Below are 21,456 nucleotides of genomic sequence, written 5' to 3' on the forward strand. Positions count from 1 at the left end.
TTCATGCCATCCACTCTCGATTCAAGGTGCCTTCTCTATGCAATTCCCGGCATAACGGTAAGGGCACAACCCCTCTGCCGGACCTGCCATGGCGTCATGCCGTGGCCCTCACTACACTGTCTTCAAGTGATTGATCTCTTGGGTTAACAGTGCAGACAAGATCAATTCGAGTCACTGGCAGTATCTGAGCTTTGCCGGGAATTGTCGAGAAAATAGTCGATTCAGACCGATTGCAGATCTGACAATCGCCGCGCCAGCATCCGGCGACCGTGCCAGGTCCGTTTAAAGCCGAAACGATAGACCGACGGGCTCACCAGATGAAGTTCCTCTGCCTTGAGATCCAGCAAGACCATGGCCGCCGCCAGCTCCTCTTCACTCAGTTGCAGATCGAGGCTGAAGTCGAGCCACTGGCCGTCGTGGCCCACTCGCCGCTCCCGTTCAAGCGCCACCAGCTGGCTGCGCGGCAGCGCCAGCGCCTCATCCTTGTTGCCATTGAGCAAATAGATATGCTGTTCATCCCACCCCAGCTCCGCCAGGCGCCAGGGCTGCCAGCTGCGGGGCAGCGATACCATGATCCCGGTGATGCCACCAAACACCACCCCCACCCAGTTGAGCAGCCCCATGGCGCCCCAGCCATCCCACAAGGAGGCCGCCACCACGCCCCAACTCACCAGCAACAGCAGAAAAATGACGCAGCGATAGCGCACCGCTGGCGGCATCAACAGCTGCACCTGCGAACCGGCAAGCAAGGATGTAATACGCATGAAAAGCTCCTGTCATCACGAAATGGCGCCATTGTGAATAGCCATCAGGATACTGACAAGGGGGTTTTCTTTGTCATCCCCCTATAAAATCAATACCATGGCGTAAATGATTCTCAGTGGAACCCATTTCTTGACCAGCTCGCAACCCTGTGTGCGCTTTTGTGGCGTCGACAAATTCTATGGCGACTTTCAGGCTCTTCATCACATCGATCTCACCATTGAACGGGGAGAGAAGTGGGTTATCTGTGGCCCATCAGGCTCGGGTAAATCGACGTTGATCCGCACCATCAACGGGCTGGAGGGGATCGACGGCGGCCAGCTGTGCCTGTTTGGCGAGCCGGTGACCCCCGCCTACCTGCGCCGCCTGCAAGGGCGGGTGGGCATGGTGTTTCAGCAGTTCAACCTCTTCCCCCATATGACGGTGCTGGAGAACCTGATGGTGGCGCCGGTGCATACCCTGGGATTGCGCCCTCAGGAGGCCAAAGCCCGGGCGCTCGGGCTGCTCGAGCGGGTGCGCATTCAGGCACAGGCCGACAAGTACCCCCACCAGCTCTCCGGCGGTCAGCAGCAGCGGGTCGCCATCGCCCGCTCCCTCTGCATGCAACCTGAGCTGATGCTGTTTGACGAGCCCACTTCCGCCCTCGACCCCGAGATGATCCGCGAAGTGCTCGATGTGATCCGCGAGTTGGCTGACGAGGGAATGACCCTGATCTGCGTCACTCACGAGATGGGCTTTGCCCGTCAGGTGGCGGATCGAGTGCTCTTTATGGACGAGGGCAAGATCATTGAATCGGCCCCGCCCGCCCAGCTGTTCAGCGCCCCGCAGCACCCGCGCACCCAGGCCTTCCTCGAACAGGTGCTCAGCTATCATGGCTAGGCTCAATAGCCCCCGCCTGCTTGGCTGGCTGTCAGGCACAGTGGTGCTCTCTGCGCTACTCGGCTGGGCACTGTATAGCGGCGCTCGCCAGATGGGCTATGAGTGGCAGTGGCCGCGAGTGCTGCCCTTTCTCGGCGAGTGGGATGAGGGAACCTTTTATGCCGGCCCCCTGCTAAACGGCCTGTTAGTCACCCTGCAGGTGGCACTGCTCAGTCTGTTGGGCACTCTGGCGGTCGGGGTGTGCGTGGTCAGCCTGCGGCTGCTCCCCTCCCATTTTGGCCCCTGGATCGCCATCGCCTATCTGGCGCTGGTGCGCACCACGCCCCAGCTGGTGCAGCTCTACATTCTCTATTTTTTGCTGGGCCCCATGCTGGGATTGGCCCCCCTTGCCTGCGCCGTGTTGAGCCTCTCCCTCTATCAGGGAGCCTTCACCGCCGAAGTGTTGCGCGCAGGACTCCAGGCCATTCCCAAAGGGCAGTGGGAGGCGGCCCAATCCCTTGGCTTGTCGCGGGCCATCACCCTGCGCAAGGTGATCCTGCCCCAGCTGGTGCGCATCACCTTGCCACCGCTCACCAATGAGCTGGTGTCGCTTATCAAGCATTCGGCGCTAGTGAGTGTGATCGCCATCTTCGATCTGACCAACGAAGGGCGTACTCTGGTTGCCGATACGTTTCTGACCTTTGAGGTGTGGTTTACTGTTGCCGCCCTCTATTTGCTGTTAACCCTGACGCTGTCCGCCTGTTCACGGGCGCTGGCACGTCACCTGAATCCGGACCAACAAGGACGCTAACCATGAATTTATCATTCAAGACCGCCCTGTCGGGCGCAGCCCTGCTGTTTACTGCCGCCCTGGTGACCCCTGTCCAGGCAGAAGAAACATCAGCGACCCTGTCACAGATCGAGCAGAGCGGTACCCTGCGGGTCGGCATGTCCACCTTCGCCCCCTGGGCGATGCGCGACAAGCAGGGGGCCCTGATTGGTTTCGAGATTGACGTGGCCCGTCGCCTCGCCACCGACAACGGCTGGCAAGTGGAATTCGTCCCTACCGCCTGGGATGGCATCATCCCCTCCCTGCTGGCAAAAAAATATGACGTCATCATCGGCGGCCTCACCATCACCCCCGAGCGGGAGAGGAGCGTGCGCTTCACTCAGGCCTACTCCCACTCCGGGGTGCAGCTGGCCGCCTCCAGTACACAAGCCAAGGCGAAGAAAACCATCGCGGACTTCAACCAGCGCGGGGTGATCCTGGCGGTACGTCGTGGCGCCTCACCGGTACAGGTAGCCAAAGAGCACTTCCCCAAAGCCACCCTGCGCCAGTTTGATGACGAGTCACAGGTATTTCAGGAGGTGCTGAACGGCCGCGCCCACGGTGCCCTCTCCTCCTCCCCGAAACCGGAGCAGGAAGCGCTGCGCCACCCCGATGCCCTCTTCATGCCGTTTGCCGAGCCGTTGGCACAAGGCGATGAAGGTTTTGCCTTGCGCAAAGGGGATGATGCGTTAGCAGAAGAGTTCAACGAGTGGATCGCCGCCCGTCAGGCCGATGGCTGGCTCAAGGCGCGCCATGACTACTGGTTCAAGTCACTGGCGTGGGAAGCGCAGGTCGCCAATCCCTGATGCTGATTGCCCTCAAACAGACCATCCGGCGCATAGTCTGGACGCCATTTCGGCACATCAACTGGCTGGATGGGGTGATCGCCCTGTTCCTGCTGCTGGCTGGCCTCTGGCTGGCCAGCCGCTTGCACATCGGGGTGGCCTATCAGTGGCGCTGGCATCAGGCCTTCGATCTGCTGTTCACCCCCGGCCCTCACGGCGAGCTGCCCTACTTTTTTAGCGGTCTGTTCACCACCTTGCGCATCGCCCTGCTCGGCATGGTGCTGGCGCTGCTGCTCGGCACTGCGTTGGGGGTAGCCGCCTTCAGCCGCAGCCCGTGGCTGGTGATGCCCGCGACCCTGTTTATCCAGCTGATCCGCAATCTGCCGCCGCTGGTCTTTATCTTCATCTTCTACTTTTTTATCGCCAACCAGCTGCTGCCCGCGAGCGGCCTCTCCCGCTGGCTTGGCACCGTTTCACTCTCCCCGTGGCAAGAGGCGCTGTTTGGCCCACCTGCCCGCTGGGAGAACCTTATCTCAGGCACCCTCTGTGTCGGGATGATCAGCGCCGCCTTCGTCGCCGAGATCGTCCGCGCCGGGCTGGCCGCCATCCCCCGTGGCCAGTGGGAGGCGGCACAGAGCCTCGGGCTCTCCCCCTGGGTGCGGCTGCGCCGGGTGATCCTGCCGCAGGCCATGCTGCTGATGCTGCCCCCCCTCACCGGCCAGCTCATCGCGCTGGTGAAGGATACCGCCATCGTTTCGCTTATCTCGGTGCAGGAGCTCACCTTCGTTGGCACCGAGATGGCCAACTCCAGCGGACTGGTCTACGAGATCTGGCTACTGGTGGCGGCGGCCTATTTATTAATATGTTTGAGTCTGTTCGTGCTGCTGAGCCGACTCGAAGCAAGACAAGGAGCCCACTGATGCTGACGTCCCTGTTGCTGGCGACCGTATTGCAAGCGGAAGCCATCGGCGGTTATGCCGCCGGTTGCCTGAAAAACGGCGTATCCCTGCCTCTGGAAGGGCCCGGTTATCAGGTGATCCGCACCAAGCGGCTGCGCTACTACGGCCACCCCGACCTTATCCACTATCTGCAGACGCTGGCCAACCAGACCCGCATGGCCGGGCTGCCAGATCTCTACATCGCTGATCTGGCGATGGCCCGGGGCGGCCCCTTTACCTCTGGCCATCGCAGCCATCAGACCGGACTTGATGCCGATATCTGGTTTCGCATGGCCAACCGCCCCATCAGCAAATGGGAGCAGGATGCCCCCAAGGAGTGGGCACTGATCGACGAACCCAGCTACAAGATGTTGCCGGGTCGCTTTGGCCCCCAGCAGCTCACCCTGCTGCGGCTGGCGGCCAGCAAGCCCGAGGTAGCCCGCATCTTCGTCAATCCGGTAATCAAATCCGCGGTCTGCCAGCAGGCTGGTGACGAGCCCTGGGTCGCCAAGCTGCGCCCCTGGGTGGGCCACTTCAGCCACTTCCACGTGAGGCTACGCTGCCCGGTAGGCAGCCCCGATTGCGAACCTCAGGCCCCCATTCCGCCCGGCAATGGCTGCGGGGAAGAGCTGGCCTCCTGGCTCAAAGACAAGCCCCAACTGCCCAAGGTCTCCGGCATCAACAAGCGACCCGAACTACCTGCGCGTTGTGGCAACTGACCCCAAGCTGGTATGGTGGTGCACTCTTGGTCGTACACCATCCATGGCGCACTATCGACTCGAAATATCAAAGGAGAACAACAAGATGGCCACATCACTCTGGCGCAGAACCACGCAGAGCCTGTTGACCCTGACCCTGCTGCTCGGCCTGACCGGCTGCGGCATGAACAATATTCCGACCCTGGATGAGCAGGTCAAGGCGAGCTGGGGGCAGGTGGAGAACCAGTATCAGCGCCGTGCCGATCTCATTCCCAATCTGGTCGCCACCGTCAAGGGCTACGCCAGCCATGAGCAGGAGACCCTCAAAGCGGTCACCGATGCCCGTGCCCGGGTCGGCAGCGTGCAGGTGAGCGATCCTGCCCAGCTCAAGGAGTTTGAAGCGGCGCAGAACCAGCTCTCCAGCGCCCTCTCTCGCCTGATGGTGGTGGTAGAGCGCTACCCCGAGCTGAAAGCGGATCAGCAGTTCCTTGCCCTGCAGGCCCAACTGGAAGGAACCGAGAACCGCATCTCGGTGGCTCGCCGCGACTATATCGAGGCGGTGCGCCAGTTCAATACCGAGATCCGCACTTTCCCCGGCGTTATCTGGTCCAAGCTGCTCTACTCGGATCTGGAGGCCAAACCCAGTTTCAGTGCCAAACCCGGTGCCGATGAGGCGCCCAAGGTCAGCTTCCAATGAAGATGATGCTGCGTGCACTGCTCCCTTTTCTGCTGCTCTGGACGGCAGCGCTGCAGGCCGCGCCGAATTTTCCGGCCCTGAGCGGACGGGTGGTGGACGAGGCAGCGCTGATGTCCCGCAAACAGGCCCATCAACTGACCCAACAGCTGGCCGCCTTTGAAAAACGCAGCGGTATCCAGCTGGTGGTGGTCTCCATCGACAGCCTCGATGGGGAGACCATCGAGGAGTACGGCTACCAGCTCGGCCGCCATTGGGGGATCGGCCAGAAAGGCAAAAACAATGGCGTGTTGTTGCTGATCGCCCAGGATGAGCGCAAGGTGCGGATCGAGGTGGGATATGGGCTGGAAGGCGCCCTGCCCGACGCCATCGCAGCCAACATCATCCATGGCCGCATCCTGCCCGCCTTCAAGCGCGGCGATATGGTGGCCGGGATCATGGCGGGCAGCCAGAGCATCATGAAGGCACTGGCCGGAGAGTATCAGCCGGTCGAACAACCAAAAGATGACAAGTCCGGCGGATTCTGGCTGTTTATTCTGGTGGTGATTGCGATGATCGTGCTCCACAACCTGCGCGGGGGTGGCGGCGGTGGTCCGGGAGGACGACGTCGGTCGGCCTACATGGCCGGTGGATTGGGTGCCGGCTCCTTTGGTGGTCGCTCCGGCGGCGGATTCAGCGGTGGCGGCGGCAGTTTTGGCGGCGGCGGAGCCTCCGGTGGCTGGTAACAGGAGTAAAGAGACAAATCATGATTTCTAAACAGTTCTTCCACACGCTTCAGGCCAAGGTGCGCGAAGCGGAGCTAGAGACTGATGCTGAACTGGTCACCGTGCTGGCCCCGGCCAGCGATGGCTATCGCTACATTCCTACCCTCTGGGCGGCGCTGCTGGCGATGCTCACCCCGCTGCTGGTGTTCCAGCTCGGCTTCTGGCTCGGCTGGTACGAAATCCTGCTGGTGCAGTGGTCGGTCTGGCTGCTGCTGAGCCTGCTGTTCCACTGGACCCCCATCAAGATGCGGCTCATCCCGAAGAAGGTTCGCCAGCACCGGGCGGCCCTGATGGCTCGCCTGCAATTTGTCGAGCAGGGGCTGCACCGCACCCGCGACCGGCTCGGGGTGCTGATCTTCGTCTCGGCCGCCGAGCACTATGTAGAAATACTGGTGGATGACGGCATCGCCCAGCATATCGACAATGGCCAGTGGCAGGAGATCATCGACGACTTCGTGACACGCGTGCGCAACAAGGAGATCGAACAGGGTTTTCTGGAGTGCGTAGAGCGCGTTAGCGCCATTCTGACCGACGCCTTCCCGGCCACCCGGGATCAAAACGAGTTGCCGGACAGTCTGATCATCCTCGACAAGCCCTGATCCGGTTTAAAAAACCGGCATTCTGCGCAAGGGTTAGGCATTCGGAAAAGATTATGAAAAATAAGGGGAAAAGAGGTTGACCCACACAGTCCTTTCCCCTAAATTACGCCCCGTTCCAGCGCGACAGCGCAGCGAACGAAAATTTGGTGAGGTGTCCGAGTGGCTGAAGGAGCACGCCTGGAAAGTGTGTATACGGCAACGTATCGAGGGTTCGAATCCCTCCCTCACCGCCAAATTTAAAAAAACCGACCTAAGGGTCGGTTTTTTGCTTTCCGGCAAACGCAAACACCGATGCTGACAAGGGAGGGTGAGAACCCGCGCCAGGTTCGAGCAGAGCAGCTTGCTGCGATGAACGGCCAACGGCCGCCCCGAAGGGGTGAGCCACGCAGTGGCGAATCATCCACTCCCTCACCGCCACATTGCAAAAAGCCCTGATGGAAACATCAGGGCTTTTTGCTTTCCGGATTTCGGACACTCGCCCCCATCCAGATCTTGCTCTTGTGATTGACCAACCCTGCAAGTCTGTCCTTCTGTCACGACACGGTGCAACAAGGTAATTGCAAGGCAATCTCATTACCGCCACACACCGCCCTTTGCTAACGCTGCCCAGCTCTCATTAATTCCTCGGCGATTGGATATCATTTTGAAAAACTGATACTTAAGTAGCTACACTAGCCATTATCAATATTCAGGGACGTAGAAAAAATGAGCTTGATAGGCCTTGTCTTTGCACTGATCTGCATTCTTGGCGGAAACATCATAGAGGGCGGCCATCCCAGTGCGCTGCTCGATCTGCCCGCCTTTCTTATTGTGATTGGCGGTACCGTAGGTGCGGCACTGACCCAGTTCCCCTTCTCCGTGGTCGGTAAAACCGTCAAGCGTTTCAAATGGCTGCTCTCCCCCCTCAAGCTCGACATGCAGGAGCAGGCCCAGTTGCTGGAGACCATGGCAGGTAATGCCCGCCGCAGCGGTATGCTGGCCCTCGAAGGCATGGTCGAAGAGATCAAGGATCCCTTTTTGAAAAAAGGGGTACAGATGATGGTCGATGGCTATGAGAAGACCAAGATCCATGAGGTGCTGGAAAACGAGATCGAATTTGAACAAGAGGATCTCGAACAGACAGTCAAATTCTATGAAGCCATGGGTGGCTACTGCCCAACCATGGGTATAGTCGGTGCAGTATTTGGTCTGATCCACGCCATGGGTCTGCTGGATGCACCGGACAAACTGGGTGGCGCCATCGCGGTAGCCTTTATCGCAACCATCTACGGGGTTGCCGCCGCCAACCTGATCTTTTTGCCGTTCGGCAACCGTTACAAAGGATTTGCCCACGAGATCCGTCACTACAAGGAGATGACCCTGACCGGCATCCTCTGCATCGTGGATGGCGAGTCACAGGCACGGCTGCAAGTATCCCTCGAACCATTTATCGGAGGCCATGGTGGCCAAAAAGAAAAAAGCTGAAGCACCGGAGAACCACGAACGTTGGCTGGTCTCCTATGCCGACTTCATGACCCTGCTGTTCGCCCTGTTTGTGGTGCTCTACTCCTTTGCCATGGCCAAGCAGTCAGAGACTCGGGTGCTTATCCAGGGCTTTATCGAGTCACTGGGCAAAATTGGCCTCATCTCCCCGCCTGCCGGTTCGCCAGTGATGCAGGGTGGCACAGGTATTCTCGAACCAGAATCAAAAACGAGCCCCAGTAGTTCGGAAAAAGAGACTGTGCTAGAGAAAGACGCTCCCATGGCGGCGTCGGATCCCTTCAACGAAACCATTGGTGCCTCGGAAAAACCGAGTGCCACCGAAGCTTGGCCCCACAAAACCAAAGAACAGGAGTGGGTGCAGGTAACCAAGCAGAAGCTGGATCAACAGCTCAAGGCACAGATTGAATCCAAGGATCTCGAGGTCGAGCAGCTTGGCAGTCAGCTGGTGATCCGCATCGGTGAGAAGGCATTGTTCCCATCCGATTCAGCGTTCCTGCAACCCCAGTTCGTGCCGCTGGTCCACAAGATCTCCGGCATCCTGGCCGACATCCCGGGACAGGTGGTGGTGACCGGCCATACCGATGACTCTCAGGCGCCGGTGGAGCTCTACCGCAACAACTGGGAACTCTCGGTGCTGCGGGCCTCCTCCATCGTGCAGACCATGCTGACCAATCCCAAGCTGGATGCCAAACGGGTCATTGCCCAGGGTGTTGCCGACACCCAGCCCCGTTTTGCCAATGACACCCCCGAACATCGCCAGGCGAACCGCCGGGTCGATATCACCCTCTCTCAAGGCAAGGCGGCAGAAGAGTCGCTGCAACTGCTCAAGCCCTGACCCTCCCACTCCCGCCTCGCGCGGGAGCCTCTTTTTAAAAACAAATAACTCAGTAATATCAACGCCATAAGATCTTAATGATAATGATTGCCATTTATTGTCAAGCGGTCAGGCCTCTGCAATAATGCCGCCCCTCAGGCTTAAATAAAAACAATTATCATTATGAACAAACTGCTTCAGGCATGGCCGGCACTCCTGTGTGCCTCCGCTGGCGCGGCCGATCTTCCCCCTGTGGAGAAGGCTCGCAGCGACGACACCATCATTGTCACCGGGCAACGGGTACAACAGAAACTCTCCGATGTCTCCGGCTCCATCACCGTCATCACCCAGGAAGAGCTGGACCGTCAGGTCGCCAGCGAGCTGACTCATGTGTTTCGCAAGATCCCCGGTGTCTCGGTCACCGGCTCTGCCGGGCGACCGCAAAACATCAGCGTGCGCGGCATAGGTGGCAACCGCATCCTGCTGATCAAGGATGGTGTGCGCGTTAGCGACGGCTTTGGCGCCGACAACATCAATGACAAGGTGGGTCGCTTCAACTTCGATCTTGATGACATCAAACAGATTGAGGTGGCCAAGGGGGCTGGCTCCTCCCTGCATGGCTCAGATGCCATCGGTGGCACCGTGGTAATGAACACCAAGCAGCCGGAAGATTATCTGCAACAGCAGGATAGTTATCTGGCGGCCAAGACCCTCTACGGTGGCGACAGCAACAAGAAGAAGCTCAGCATGACCGGCGCGGTGCGGGCGCTGGAGAGCGAACATCTGCTGCGCCTCTCCGGCTGGCGCGGCAACGAAACCGCCAACTTTGAGGAGAACCGCATTCCGGCGGATCTGGATGGCATGAGTGCCTCCACCAGCAGCCGCCTCCCCCTCAATGCCCATCACGCTCTGCGGCTGGAGCTGGACTACTACGAGGATCACGCCAAACGCCAGATGGGCCCCAAAGCAGTGCCCCAACCCGATGGCAGCTGGGATGTGGTCGGTTTTCAGGAAGATGGCGATCAGCACACCCAAGGCGGCAAGTTCAGCTGGGAAGCCAGCGATCTGGGCATGGTCGATACCCTCAACTGGAGCCTGTTTGGCAACCAGTCCCGCAACGAGGCCAACCAACGCCAACTGCTGCGCAACGATGCCCTGAGCGGCTATCCCAAATATCGCAGCCAGCGCACCCTCTCCACGTTCGAGGAGCTGCGCCTTGGCAGCGAGCTGGAGCTGCAGAGCAAGCTGACCACCGGCTCGCTGGATCACACCTTCAGCTACGGTGTGGAGCTGGAGCAGGCCAACCACGAGCGGCCGGTCAGCAATCTGACCTTGGAAGATGGCATCACCACCCAGGGACAGAAAGCCCCCTTTAGCAAGGCCGAGACCCGCCGCGATGGCATCTGGCTGAGCGATGTGATCGATCTGGGCCGCTGGCAGTTTACCCCAACCCTGCGCTTTGACCGCCAGCGCCTGCGCGCACCGGACAGCAATCTGGCACAGAACCACAGCGATCACATCTCCCCCAGTCTGGCGGCCAGTTACCGCTTCAACGAGACATGGCGCAGCTGGCTCAGCTATGCCAACGGCTTCCGCGCCCCCGCTTACGATCAGGTTTACGGCAACATTCCCCACTACTTTGCCATGCCGCCGTTTGAGATCATTGCCAACCCCAACCTCAAGGAGGAGACCAGCCACAGTCTGGAGTGGGGAGTGAATGGGCAAAGTGACAACTGGAGCGTCAAACCGGCCGTTTTCTACAACCGCTACTATAACTTCATCGACTGGCGCCAGACCGGTTTCCGCCTCGATGACGGTGTCTTCCTGCGCCAGTATCGCAACGTCGCCAAAGCGGAAACCTGGGGCGCCGAGCTGGCTGCCAGCCTCTGGCTGAGCGACGAGTGGGAGCTCTCCTCCAATCTGGCCTGGATGGATGGCAAGGATCACCGCGGCGAGCCGCTGCGCACCCAGACACCGCTGGAAGGCAACACCACCCTGCGCTGGCAGCAGCTTAACTTGGGGGTTGAGCTCAGTGGCAACTATGCCGCCGCCATGACCAAGGTGCCCCAGTGCGCCAGTGCCCAAATTGGCTACAGCGGTGCCTGCCAGAGCAGCGCAGGCTGGTTCAGTCTGGATCTCACCGGCGACTGGCAGATCACCGAGGCACTCAAGGTCAATGCCACCATCGGCAACCTGCTCGATACCCGCTACGTCCGCTATCAGGATGTGGCCGGACTTCCGGCTGGCAGCGACACCGCCCTCTACAGCCAGAGCGGCCGCTACCTGTCCGCCAGCCTCAGCTACCGTTTCGTGGGGATGTGATGAAGCATCATGCAATCATGGCGGCCCTGCTGGCCGCCCCGTTGGCGTGGGCGCAAGAGGCCCTGCCACCGCCGATCCCGCCCCAGCCACACCTGATTTCGGGCAATCCCGTACGCCAGGATCCCTACTTCTGGTTGCGAGACGAGAGCCGCAGCAACCCGGCCATTCTCGCCCTGCTCAAGCAGCAAAATCGCTGGAGCGAGCAGCAACTCGCCGCGCAGCAGCCGCTGGAAGCCACCCTGCGCGCCGAGTTTGCCCGCCATCCGGCGGGGGAACCCGTGCCAGACAACTGGCTTGTGCGCGGCGATCAGGCATGGCAGCTGCGTCCGGATGGCTCCCTCTGGCAACGCCACGGGGGCAAAGTGCAGCAACGGCTTCCCGCCAGAGCGGGTGAGGGCTATTACGACGCGGGCGGCTGGGCCCTGAGCCCGGATAACCGCACCCTGGCCATCGCCGAAGATCGCCGGGGCGATCTCGACTATCAGGTCACCCTGCTCGATATCCAGAGCGGCAAAACGCTGGCCAGTTTAACGCAGCGCAGCGCCGATCTCGCCTGGTCACAAGATGGTCGCACCCTCTACACCATCGCCAACGAGCGCGATACCCTGCGCCCCTGGCAGTTGCGCGGCTGGCAGGATGGCCAGGAGCAGACTCTCTATGAGGAGCAGGATCCCGCCTGGCTGCTCAGCCTCTATCGCACCACGGATGGCCAGCATCTGGTGTTGCAGGGCAACAACCACGACAGCTCGGAGCAATACCTGCTCGACTCGGGCAAGCCGCAGCAGATCAAACCCCGCCAGCGCGGGGTGGAATACTATCTGGACAGTCAATCCGGCTGGGTGATCAAGAGCAACCGGGAGGGGGCGTTTGCCCTCTATTCAGCCAGCACGCCGCTCGATGAGTGGCAGCGCCTGTGGCCCGCCAAAGGGGAAGATCTCGGCGATCCCGACAAGTGGCGACTGTTTGATCGCCATCTGGTGGTGCAGTTTCGCCAGCAGGGGGAGGATTGGCTCGCCCTGCTCGACCGCAATGGCCATGAACGCCGGCACCTGCCGCTGGCCAGTGGCGCGGGTACCGGCTGGCTGCAAGGAGAACATGACCCGGCCAGCGACCGCATTCTGGTGCGCAGTCAGGGCTTGAGCCAGCCCCCAGGCCAGCGCTGGCTGGATTTGAATAACGGTCAGTGGAGCAACGACCAGCACACCGGTGACGACAAGGCATTGCCCTATCAGAGCGAGCGGCGCTGGGTCACCTCTGCCGATGGCACCCGAGTGCCTGTCTCGCTGGTGTGGCGCAAAGATCTGGCTCCCCGCGCCGTGCTGCTCTACGGCTATGGCGCCTATGGCACGCCGATGCGCCCCTACTACCAGAAAGAGCTGCTGAGCCTGCTGGATCGGGGCTTTGTCTACGCCATCGCCCATGTGCGCGGCGGCGGCATGCTGGGGGAGCAGTGGACCCGCGACGGGCGGGGCATCCACAAGCAGAACGGCATCAGCGACTTTATCGCTGCCGGTAACACCCTGCGCCACTGGTCGCCCGACGTCCCCCCTCTGCCCCTGTTTGCCATGGGTGGCAGCGCGGGTGGCACCCTGGTGGCCGCGGCTCTCAACCAGCAACCAGCTCTCTTTAGCGGCGCCGTGTTGCAGGTTCCCTTCGTCGATATGCTCGGCACCATGAGCGATCCCGCCCTCCCCTTGACCCGTCAGGAGTATCAGGAGTGGGGCAATCCCTCCCAGCCCGCAGAGTATCAGGCGATGCGCCGCATCAGCCCCTACGACAACCTGCACCGCGCACCCTACCCGCCCCTGCTGGTCACCACCGCCCTGCACGACAGTCAGGTGCCCTACTGGGAGCCGGTCAAGTGGCTGGCCCGCCTGCGGGAGCACAGCACGGGCTCCGGCCCCTACCTGCTGCTGACCGAACTGGAGGGGGGCCACCGCGCCGGTGGTGGCGATCGGGCTCGTGAATTTGCCTTCTTGTTGCATCTGGCGGGGATCAACCAATGACCCTGCCGCTGATTGGGAGTACCACTATGAAACCCCTGTTGCCCGCCCTCTTGCTGGGGCTGGCTGGCTTTGCCACTCAGGCCGCCGAACTGCGTTTTGTCGAACAGAACGCACCGGCCGATACCCGCCTCTGGCTCGAACAGCAACTCGGCGTCACCCTGAGTGATGCCCCGGCCTATCAGCGCCAAGGCAAGCTGGGCCACTATCTGCACTATCGCCAGCAGCTCAATGGCGCACCGATCGCCGGCCTTATGGCTGCCGTGAGTCTCGATGAGCAGGGTCGCCCGTGGCGTCTCTATCACAATACCCGACTGATGCAGGCACAGGCGACTCCATGTGATGAGGCAAGCCGCGCCGGGGTGGATGCCTATACCGCCACGCTGGATGGTGCTGTGTGGCAATTCGCCGGCAGTGACGAGGCCCAGCCCTGGTACTGGCAGGATGGCGACACCCTGACTGCGGCCTGGCGTCTGCTGGCGGTGGAAAGCCAGCCGGGCAACAGCAAGAGCAGCCACTGGCAGCTGTTTGTCACCTGCGATGGCAGCGCCCTGCTGGGGCGCACGCTGCAAGAGGCCAACACCCGCGCCGAAGCGGCCCCGCTGGCAGGGGAAGCGACCACGGTGCAAGCCCGCATCTTTGCCCTCGATCCCCGCACCCAGCTGCAAGATGGCAACCTGCTGTGGCGCCATGATCTGGTGCTGGACAACGGGGCCTATCGCACCGTCCCGCTCACGGTACAAAAGGTGGATGACACCTACCTGCTGAGCGGCCCTCGCGCCCGGGTCGTGGATGGCACGGCGCCGGCAACCGTTCCCTTTAGCAGCTCTGATGCCGATGGCTTCCAGCTGGATCACCAGCAGCCTGCCTTCCTCGATATCAATGGCTACTACCATCTGGATCTGGCCCAGCGCCATGTGGAATCCCTTGGCTACCCGGCGCTGATGGGCGGCCCCCTAGCCATCGATACCGATGCCGGAGAGCAGGACAACTCCCTCTATGATCCCTTCCTGCGCCGGTTGGAAATTGGCCGGGTCGGCGTGCCCGATGCCGAAGATCCCATGGTGATCTGGCACGAGTTTGGCCATGCGGTGCAGCACCATATCCTGCCCGACATGGGAGACGAGGGTGACTGGGGCGCCATCGGTGAGGGCTTTAGCGACTATCTGGCCGCCAGCTGGCGCCAGCGCAGTCCAGAGGCTCGCCAGTTCGAGCCTTTCATGGTCTTCAACTGGGATGCCAGGATCAGCGGCCGGACGCCGCGTCAGCTCGATGACCTGCGAGCGCGCTATCACCCGGGCTTCCTCTATCCGGCTCACCTCACCATCAACGGCAGCAACGGTGACCAGCTATGGGGCACCCCGCTCTTCACCGCGCTGCGCCAGGCCGTTGAACAGTATGGCGAGGTAGCCCGTGACGAGTTCGATGCCCTGCTGATTGAATCCCACTTCGGCCTCGGCCCGCAGATGCGGATGCCCCAGCTAGCGCGGGTCACCGTGGATACCGCCAACCGCCTCTATCCGGATCGCAGCTACGGCAAGCTGCTGGAGCAGGCCTTCCGCCACCACGCCCTGCTGCCCACTCCCATCGCGGCCCGCCTTGCCGATGACAGCTATCTGCTGCCCGGGGAGAAAAAGAGCCTCGCCATCGAATTGACCAACCAGAGCGGCCGCCCCCTGACCGTGGCTGACGCCAGCCTGCTCCCGACCAAGGGGCTCATGGGTGACGGTCATTGGCAGGGAGAGCTCAACGCCAATGGCACCGCCCGCTGGACCCTGCCGCTGGAAGCGGCGAGCAACCTGACCTGTGGCGAGACAGTCACCTTGCCGCTGCAGTTCCAGCTCACCCTGCCCAGCCCCACCGAGCGCCAGACCCGCCTTGACCTGCAACTGCCGATTGGTGAACCGCTCTGGCAACGGGCCATCGGCCAGGGTGGCCAGATAAAGGATGCACTGAGCAATGAACGGCACGGCCTGTCCCGCTTCACCCTCACCCTGCCCGAGAGCAAGGCCCGCATCGACAGCGGATTCGTGGTCGCCCTCGATCTGGAGCACAGCAAGCTGGAGCAGCTGGAGATCTGGCTCACCTCCCCTTACGGCACCCGGATCAGCCTGTGGAACAAGGGTTACGCCAGCCATACCCGGCTCAAAGGGGAGTTCCCCCGTGAACTGGTACCGTTCGAATCACTCGATAAGCTACACGGCGAACCGCTCGCTGGCCGCTGGCTGCTGGAGATCAACGATACCAGCGCCGGTGACACCGGTCAGTTGCGCAACTGGCGCGTAGCCCAACAAGTCGGCGCCCGCTGCGACAAGGATGAAGCCCTGCCCAACACCGGCATAGTCCCCCTTGAGCAGGATGAAGGAGGTGGCGGCACGGCTTCCCCCCTGCTGCTACTGGCCCTGTGGCCCCGTCTCTGGCGCCGGAGCACCCCGCGCCGTTGAGCCCTGTACCACGGGGGTCACCGCCCCCGTGAACCTGTGACCGAATCAAGGAATGTGAAGTGAAACCATCCGTACTGGTTATTGCAACCCTCTCAGCCCTGCTCAGCGCCTGTGGCGGCGGGGAAGATAACGCACCACTGGCGATCCCTGACTACCGGGTCGATGTCGCCCTGCCGAGCGCCGGTACCCTGTGCGCCGATCTGGATCAGAACTGGCAGTGTGATCCCGCCGATCCTGCCGTCAGCGGCGAAGGGACGGTGGCCCTTATCAGCCGTTCGGCCAACATCGTCAACTCGCCCCTGCTGTTCGTACCGAGGAGCGGAGGCCTGCTGCTGGCACATCCGGCCGCCAAAGGGGACCCACAACGGCTACAACCGACCCTGCTCAGCACCCTGTGGCAGAGCCGCATTGCCGAAGGGGTGGCCGCCGATCGCGCACTGACGCAGTTGTTGGCCGATCTCGCGCCGCTGCAACCGGGCAGCGACCGCGCGGCCCTCGCAGGTCTCGGCCAGTTTGATCAGGCGCTGCAGCAGGTGGCGATCAGCATGCAGCAACAAGCCCGCACACGCCTTGCCAACGCCAAAGAGATCCAGTTGCTCACCACCAGCTATCGCGCCATCAGCCTGATGCTGGAGCAATTGGCTCAGGAGTGGCAGCGCAACGGCCAGTTTGCCGAAGAGACCCAAAGCGAGCTGCTGACCCTGTTAGTGCAACAGCAGGCACGCAACCTGCTGACCGTCACCGGCGTCACCACCTTCAGCGATGGCAACGATCCGCTGCTGGAACAGGAACCCGCCGACTATCCGGGACAAGATGCCAGCTGGAATCGCACTCGTCCCCAGCTTGCCTATCGCAAGCTTGATGATCGCGGTCAGGTGCTACCCGACAACGCACCGAGCTGGCAGTGCGTCAAGGATCTCAATACCGGTCTGGTGTGGGAGGTCAAATCGGACGATCCTTTGAGTCCGGCCTGGAAAAGCAGACCCTTTGCCTATGAGGATGAGCAATTCAAGGCGACCGCAGGCGAACAGCAAGCGGCCTATCAGCATATCCATAACAGGATCGAACAGCTCACCGCCGAAGGAGATCTGGCGGCCCTCGCCCGGGCACAGGCGCTGACCACCATGCTGACCACCCGCGCGTATCAGCAGTGGCTCAATGGCGAGCAGCGCTGCGGCATCAGCCAGTGGCGGCTGCCCACCATGGGTGAGCTGATGTCACTGATGCACTATGGCAGCCTAGCCAAGGACCCGCTGGGTCAACGCATCATCGTGGACACCCGTTACTTCCCGGATATCGCCCCCTCGGAAGATGACACCTACGATGGCTACTACTGGAGCGCCACCAGCAACACCGCCCAGCGCTTCTCCGGTGGCCCCATCAGCAAACGCACGGCCCTGTTCCTGGGGGAAGATGCGGGCACCACCTATCCCGCGCTGGTTCAGCAAGATGACTATATCGAACTGATGCAGGTGCGACTGGTCGCTACCCCACAATAATCCGAGGAATATCATGAGCCTTTATCGTTTTTCGTTCGCCATGCTGGCACTGCTGGCCCCCCTTGCCCACTGTGCGGCAATTTGTGATGACACCATGGATCGCACTGCCCCCTCTGCCCGTTTTCTTGACCATGGCAACGGTACCGTCACGGATCAACACACCGGCCTCACCTGGATGCGCTGCAAACTGGGGCAAACATGGGATGGCGGTAGTTGCCTGGGGGAACCGACCGCTTACTACTGGCAGCAGGGGTTGCAAGTGGCGGAGCAGATCCGCAGTGACAGCAGCCATGCTCTCTATCACTACGGCGGTGTCAGCCAGTGGCGCCTGCCCGACATCAAGGAGCTGGCGACCCTGGTCGAGCATGCCTGCTACAAGCCCTCTCTCAATGAAGCCATTTTCCCGCGCGCCATGGCGGGAGATGGTAAAGAGGTCAACGACGGCTACGTCTATCTGATGAGCAGCACGGTGGCCTCCGCCAATGGCCAGCGGGCGTATCTGGATATCACCTCGGGAGATATCGGTTTTCGCGTCATTGGCGCCTACCCGGATCAGGTTTTGCTGGTCGCCAATAAACCCTGACCGCCCCACTCTCGAAACCGGAACGTTATGACAGGAGAGGCTTGCGAGCCTCTCTTTTTATTGCCAATGCCATAGCCCCTATCTCACCCGCCACCACATTCTTCGCCCACCGCCGGTGCATGTCCGTAATGCCGACCTGACCCGGCTTCGCACGCGACATTTACCCCTTTCAGGTGATGGCTAGGAGCAGCTTTCTGCTCTTTCCAAGCCTTTCCTGCCTGCCATAACCAGTAAAAAAGTGCGCTCCTTAACAGAATTTAATTTCCAGTTAACAGATTAATAATTAACTCGTAAAAATGGCATGTAAATCAGTGCGAAAGTGTCATAATGCGTAACATCATTGTTAAGTCGCATGATTAATTTGGTTAGGAAAAACCTCTATGTTTGCTGATATTTCTGCTCAACATTGGGCTTTTGCCATTTATGTCATAGGTGCCATCGCTATCTGTTTGACGATGATAGGTCTCGCCGCGCTGCTGGGGGGACGCGCCTATGGTCGTGCCAAAAACAAGCCCTTCGAATCTGGTATTGACTCGGTTGGCACTGCCCGCCTGCGTTTTTCCGCCAAGTTCTATCTGGTTGCCATGTTCTTCGTCATCTTCGACGTCGAGGCACTCTATCTTTTCGCCTGGTCTGTCTCCGTTCGCGAAACCGGCTGGGTCGGCTTTATTGAAGCCGCTATTTTCATCACGCTGCTCTTAATCGGTCTGATCTACCTGTGGCGCATCGGCGCCCTGGAGTGGTCACCGCGCAAGCCACAGCTGAATGATAAAAAAACTGATTGAACCACAGACCCTTTCCTTGAGGTTGCACCATGAAGTACACCCTGACCCGGATTGACCCGGATGCGCCGGTTGAGCGCTATCCCCAGGAGCAGCGCCAGACCGTCGATGATCCGCTGTCGCAAGAAGCGACGCGCGGCATCATGATGGGCCGTCTCGAGGAGGTGCTGCAAGACACTGTCAATTGGGGCCGCAAGAACTCCCTCTGGCCCTACAACTTTGGTATCTCCTGCTGCTACGTGGAGATGTGTACCGCCTTCACCTCGCCCCATGACGTAGCCCGCTTCGGCGCCGAAGTTATCCGAGCCTCGCCCCGTCAGGCCGATTTCATGGTGATTGCAGGGACGCCCTTCATCAAGATGGCACCAGTCATTCAACGACTGTACGAGCAACTGCTCGAACCCAAGTGGGTGATCTCCATGGGTGCCTGCGCCAACTCAGGTGGCATGTATGACATCTACTCGGTAGTACAGGGTGTCGACAAGTTCCTGCCGGTCGATGTCTACATTCCGGGTTGCCCGCCCCGTCCCGAAGCCTTTCTGCAAGCCCTGATGCTGCTGCAGGACTCCATCGGCAAAGAGCGCCGCCCCCTCTCCTGGACGGTAGGCGATCAGGGGATCTACCGTCCCCAGATGCAAGCAGAAAAAGAGCGCAAGCGCGGCGAGCGGATCAATGTGACCAACCTGCGTACGCCGGATGAGATCTGACCATGAAACTGACTCGTGATTTTCCCAGCAATTACGCCATGGCCCAGTGGCAGCCCAGCGACCACCAGGATGCCAAAATCATTGGCGAACTGTTTGCCCACTTCGGAGCCGAGCACTTCACTGTGCAAAGCACCCGTACTGGCGTGCCGGTGGTCTGGCTACCTCGCGAGCTGCTGCAGGATGTGATTGGCTTCCTGCGCAAGGTACCCTCTCCGTTCGTGATGCTGTTTGATCTCAGCGCCACCGACGAGCGGCTGCGCAGCCATCGCGACGGCCTGCCCCCCAGCGATTTCACCGTCTTCTATCACCTAATCTCCATCGACCGTAACGCCGATGTGATGTTGAAAGTGGCGCTGGCCGAGAGTGACCTGCATCTGCCCACCATTACCAACCACTTCCCCAATGCCAACTGGTACGAGCGGGAAGTGTGGGATCTGATGGGGATCACCTTCGACGGTCACCCCCATCTGACCCGCATCATGATGCCCAAAAACTGGCAGGGTCATCCGCTGCGCAAGGATTACCCGGCGCGCGCTACCGAATTTGATCCCTTCATGCTCGATGCCGCCAAACAGGACATGGAGCAGGAGAACCTGCTGTTCAAACCGGAAGAGTGGGGCCTGGCCCGTGGTAACGAGAACGAGGACTATATGTTCCTCAACCTCGGCCCCAACCACCCCTCGGCCCACGGTGCCTTCCGGCTGGTGCTGCAGCTCGATGGCGAAGAGATCCGCAACTGCGTGCCCGACATCGGCTACCACCATCGTGGTGCCGAGAAGATGGGCGAGCGCCAGTCCTGGCACAGCTACATCCCCTATACCGACCGGGTCGAGTATCTGGGCGGTGTAATGAATAACCTCCCCTACGTGCTGGCAGTCGAGAAGCTGGCCGGCATCAAGGTGCCGCAGCGGGTCGATATGATCCGGGTGATGATGGCGGAGCTGTTCCGCATCCAGAGCCACCTGCTGTTCCTCGGTACCTATATTCAGGACGTGGGGGCCATGACTCCGGTCTTCTTCACCTTCACCGACCGGCAGAAGATCTACACCATCATCGAAGCGATCACCGGCGCCCGCATGCACCCGGCCTGGTTCCGTATTGGCGGCGTGGCGCACGATCTGCCGGTAGGCTGGGCTCATCTCATCCAGGAGAACCTGCTGAACTGGCTGCCCAAGCGGCTGATGGATTACGAAAAAGCGGCGATGCGCAACAGTATCTTGCGCGGCCGCACCATAGGCGTCGCCCCCTATACCACTGAGCAGGCATTAGCGTGGGGCGTCACCGGCGGCGGTCTGCGCGCCACCGGCCTCAACTTCGACGTGCGCAAATGGCGCCCTTATTCGGGCTACGATCAGTTCGAGTTCGAGGTGCCGGTCGGTGCCAATGGTGATGTTTACGACCGCGGTATGATGCGCCTCGAAGAGATGCGCCAGAGCCTGCGTATCATAGAGCAGTGTGTGAATAACATGCCTGAGGGGCCCTTCAAGGCGGATCACCCGCTCACCACCCCGCCGCCCAAAGATCGCACTCTGCAGGATATAGAGACCCTGATCACCCACTTCCTGCAAGTGTCCTGGGGCCCGGTAATGCCGGCCGCCGAATCCTTCCAGATGATCGAGGCGACCAAGGGGATCAACAGCTATTACCTGACCAGCGATGGCTCCACCATGAGCTACCGGACCCGGATCCGCACCCCGAGCTTTGCTCACCTGCAACAGATCCCCTCGGTGATCAAGAACAGCATGGTGTCGGATCTCATTGCCTACCTGGGCAGTATCGATTTCGTTATGTCGGATGTGGACCGTTAAGTAACCGCTGGGTGTCCACCTGATGGGGACAGCCACGGATTACGAGACAACAGGACTCGCAGTTAAAGGACAAGCCACAAAAGGT

The 21,456-nt window shown here is 60.7% G+C and carries 19 protein-coding genes, 1 tRNA gene and 1 other RNA gene; 20 read left to right on the forward strand and 1 reads right to left on the reverse strand.

What is annotated here, in order from left to right; genetic code table 11:
• Window positions 1–221 precede the first annotated feature (221 nt).
• Window positions 222–764 (reverse strand): hypothetical protein, encoded by a 543-nt coding sequence (locus CK911_RS08760; protein ID WP_098969665.1) that lies wholly within the window; start codon window positions 762–764, stop codon window positions 222–224.
• Between the two features lie 106 nt (window positions 765–870).
• Here CK911_RS08760 and CK911_RS08765 point away from each other — a divergent pair, with 106 nt between their 5' ends.
• From CK911_RS08765 to nuoC, 20 genes are all read left to right on the forward strand, one after another.
• Complete coding sequence (locus CK911_RS08765; protein ID WP_098969666.1) at window positions 871–1,641, forward strand: amino acid ABC transporter ATP-binding protein; 771 nt, start codon at window positions 871–873, stop codon at window positions 1,639–1,641.
• Window positions 1,634–2,431: an amino acid ABC transporter permease gene (locus CK911_RS08770; protein WP_098969667.1), complete on the forward strand. Its 798-nt coding sequence runs from the start codon at window positions 1,634–1,636 to the stop codon at window positions 2,429–2,431. Before CK911_RS08765 ends, CK911_RS08770 begins: the two co-directional genes overlap by 8 nt.
• A 2-nt stretch (window positions 2,432–2,433) precedes the next feature.
• The gene (locus tag CK911_RS08775) at window positions 2,434–3,255 is read left to right on the forward strand and encodes a transporter substrate-binding domain-containing protein (protein ID WP_098969668.1); all 822 of its coding nucleotides are present in this window, start codon (window positions 2,434–2,436) and stop codon (window positions 3,253–3,255) included.
• Window positions 3,255–4,154, forward strand: coding sequence for an amino acid ABC transporter permease (locus CK911_RS08780; protein WP_098969669.1), 900 nt, complete (start codon window positions 3,255–3,257; stop codon window positions 4,152–4,154). Before CK911_RS08775 ends, CK911_RS08780 begins: the two co-directional genes overlap by 1 nt.
• A complete protein-coding gene (mepA, locus tag CK911_RS08785; protein WP_098969670.1) occupies window positions 4,154–4,891 on the forward strand; it encodes a penicillin-insensitive murein endopeptidase in 738 nt (245 codons plus the stop codon). Before CK911_RS08780 ends, mepA begins: the two co-directional genes overlap by 1 nt.
• A gap of 85 nt (window positions 4,892–4,976) precedes the next feature.
• Window positions 4,977–5,567: a LemA family protein gene (locus tag CK911_RS08790; protein WP_005346564.1), complete on the forward strand. Its 591-nt coding sequence runs from the start codon at window positions 4,977–4,979 to the stop codon at window positions 5,565–5,567.
• Window positions 5,564–6,289 (forward strand): YgcG family protein, encoded by a 726-nt coding sequence (locus CK911_RS08795; protein WP_098969671.1) that lies wholly within the window; start codon window positions 5,564–5,566, stop codon window positions 6,287–6,289. Before CK911_RS08790 ends, CK911_RS08795 begins: the two co-directional genes overlap by 4 nt.
• Window positions 6,290–6,309: 20 nt before the next feature.
• The gene (locus CK911_RS08800) at window positions 6,310–6,927 is read left to right on the forward strand and encodes a TPM domain-containing protein (RefSeq protein WP_098969672.1); all 618 of its coding nucleotides are present in this window, start codon (window positions 6,310–6,312) and stop codon (window positions 6,925–6,927) included.
• Between the two features lie 145 nt (window positions 6,928–7,072).
• A tRNA-Ser gene (locus CK911_RS08805) sits at window positions 7,073–7,160 on the forward strand.
• 54 nt (window positions 7,161–7,214) lie between these two features.
• A non-coding RNA gene (locus CK911_RS08810) (RtT sRNA) lies at window positions 7,215–7,344 on the forward strand.
• A 288-nt stretch (window positions 7,345–7,632) separates the two neighbouring features.
• Window positions 7,633–8,391, forward strand: coding sequence for a flagellar motor protein (locus CK911_RS08815; RefSeq protein WP_042019057.1), 759 nt, complete (start codon window positions 7,633–7,635; stop codon window positions 8,389–8,391).
• Entirely contained in the window at window positions 8,366–9,244 is an 879-nt protein-coding gene (locus CK911_RS08820; protein ID WP_162511850.1) for a flagellar motor protein MotB, read from the forward strand. The genes CK911_RS08815 and CK911_RS08820 overlap by 26 nt, the downstream gene beginning before the upstream one ends.
• A gap of 162 nt (window positions 9,245–9,406) precedes the next feature.
• Complete coding sequence (locus CK911_RS08825; RefSeq protein WP_098969673.1) at window positions 9,407–11,545, forward strand: TonB-dependent hemoglobin/transferrin/lactoferrin family receptor; 2,139 nt, start codon at window positions 9,407–9,409, stop codon at window positions 11,543–11,545.
• Complete coding sequence (locus CK911_RS08830) at window positions 11,545–13,551, forward strand: prolyl oligopeptidase family serine peptidase (RefSeq protein WP_098969674.1); 2,007 nt, start codon at window positions 11,545–11,547, stop codon at window positions 13,549–13,551. Before CK911_RS08825 ends, CK911_RS08830 begins: the two co-directional genes overlap by 1 nt.
• Window positions 13,548–15,992 carry a proprotein convertase P-domain-containing protein gene (locus tag CK911_RS08835; RefSeq protein WP_098969675.1) on the forward strand — a complete coding sequence of 815 codons (2,445 nt, stop codon included), beginning with the start codon at window positions 13,548–13,550 and terminating at the stop codon, window positions 15,990–15,992. The genes CK911_RS08830 and CK911_RS08835 overlap by 4 nt, the downstream gene beginning before the upstream one ends.
• Window positions 15,993–16,051: 59 nt before the next feature.
• Window positions 16,052–17,491: a DUF1566 domain-containing protein gene (locus CK911_RS08840; protein WP_098969676.1), complete on the forward strand. Its 1,440-nt coding sequence runs from the start codon at window positions 16,052–16,054 to the stop codon at window positions 17,489–17,491.
• 13 nt (window positions 17,492–17,504) lie between these two features.
• Entirely contained in the window at window positions 17,505–18,074 is a 570-nt protein-coding gene (locus CK911_RS08845; protein ID WP_098969677.1) for a DUF1566 domain-containing protein, read from the forward strand.
• A gap of 380 nt (window positions 18,075–18,454) precedes the next feature.
• Window positions 18,455–18,859 (forward strand): NADH-quinone oxidoreductase subunit A, encoded by a 405-nt coding sequence (locus tag CK911_RS08850; protein ID WP_042019051.1) that lies wholly within the window; start codon window positions 18,455–18,457, stop codon window positions 18,857–18,859.
• Window positions 18,860–18,888: 29 nt separating this feature from the next.
• On the forward strand, window positions 18,889–19,563 hold the full coding sequence (locus CK911_RS08855; protein WP_098969678.1) for an NADH-quinone oxidoreductase subunit B family protein: 675 nt from the start codon (window positions 18,889–18,891) through the stop codon (window positions 19,561–19,563).
• 2 nt (window positions 19,564–19,565) lie between these two features.
• Complete coding sequence (gene nuoC / locus CK911_RS08860) at window positions 19,566–21,371, forward strand: NADH-quinone oxidoreductase subunit C/D (RefSeq protein ID WP_098969679.1); 1,806 nt, start codon at window positions 19,566–19,568, stop codon at window positions 21,369–21,371.
• Window positions 21,372–21,456 lie beyond the last annotated feature (85 nt).

Origin of the sequence: Aeromonas sp. CU5 (assembly GCF_002586745.1) — a bacterium.
In the GTDB taxonomy this organism is placed as follows: Bacteria; Pseudomonadota; Gammaproteobacteria; order Enterobacterales; family Aeromonadaceae; genus Aeromonas; species Aeromonas sobria.

Coding starts and splice junctions, on each gene's coding strand:
- CK911_RS08760 (WP_098969665.1), bottom strand. CDS start 764: ATGCGTATTACATCCTTGCTTGCCGGTTCGCAGGTGCAGCTGTTGATG.
- CK911_RS08765 (WP_098969666.1), top strand. CDS start 871: ATGATTCTCAGTGGAACCCATTTCTTGACCAGCTCGCAACCCTGTGTG.
- CK911_RS08770 (WP_098969667.1), top strand. CDS start 1,634: ATGGCTAGGCTCAATAGCCCCCGCCTGCTTGGCTGGCTGTCAGGCACA.
- CK911_RS08775 (WP_098969668.1), top strand. CDS start 2,434: ATGAATTTATCATTCAAGACCGCCCTGTCGGGCGCAGCCCTGCTGTTT.
- CK911_RS08780 (WP_098969669.1), top strand. CDS start 3,255: ATGCTGATTGCCCTCAAACAGACCATCCGGCGCATAGTCTGGACGCCA.
- mepA (WP_098969670.1), top strand. CDS start 4,154: ATGCTGACGTCCCTGTTGCTGGCGACCGTATTGCAAGCGGAAGCCATC.
- CK911_RS08790 (WP_005346564.1), top strand. CDS start 4,977: ATGGCCACATCACTCTGGCGCAGAACCACGCAGAGCCTGTTGACCCTG.
- CK911_RS08795 (WP_098969671.1), top strand. CDS start 5,564: ATGAAGATGATGCTGCGTGCACTGCTCCCTTTTCTGCTGCTCTGGACG.
- CK911_RS08800 (WP_098969672.1), top strand. CDS start 6,310: ATGATTTCTAAACAGTTCTTCCACACGCTTCAGGCCAAGGTGCGCGAA.
- CK911_RS08815 (WP_042019057.1), top strand. CDS start 7,633: ATGAGCTTGATAGGCCTTGTCTTTGCACTGATCTGCATTCTTGGCGGA.
- CK911_RS08820 (WP_162511850.1), top strand. CDS start 8,366: ATGGTGGCCAAAAAGAAAAAAGCTGAAGCACCGGAGAACCACGAACGT.
- CK911_RS08825 (WP_098969673.1), top strand. CDS start 9,407: ATGAACAAACTGCTTCAGGCATGGCCGGCACTCCTGTGTGCCTCCGCT.
- CK911_RS08830 (WP_098969674.1), top strand. CDS start 11,545: ATGAAGCATCATGCAATCATGGCGGCCCTGCTGGCCGCCCCGTTGGCG.
- CK911_RS08835 (WP_098969675.1), top strand. CDS start 13,548: ATGACCCTGCCGCTGATTGGGAGTACCACTATGAAACCCCTGTTGCCC.
- CK911_RS08845 (WP_098969677.1), top strand. CDS start 17,505: ATGAGCCTTTATCGTTTTTCGTTCGCCATGCTGGCACTGCTGGCCCCC.
- CK911_RS08850 (WP_042019051.1), top strand. CDS start 18,455: ATGTTTGCTGATATTTCTGCTCAACATTGGGCTTTTGCCATTTATGTC.
- CK911_RS08855 (WP_098969678.1), top strand. CDS start 18,889: ATGAAGTACACCCTGACCCGGATTGACCCGGATGCGCCGGTTGAGCGC.
- nuoC (WP_098969679.1), top strand. CDS start 19,566: ATGAAACTGACTCGTGATTTTCCCAGCAATTACGCCATGGCCCAGTGG.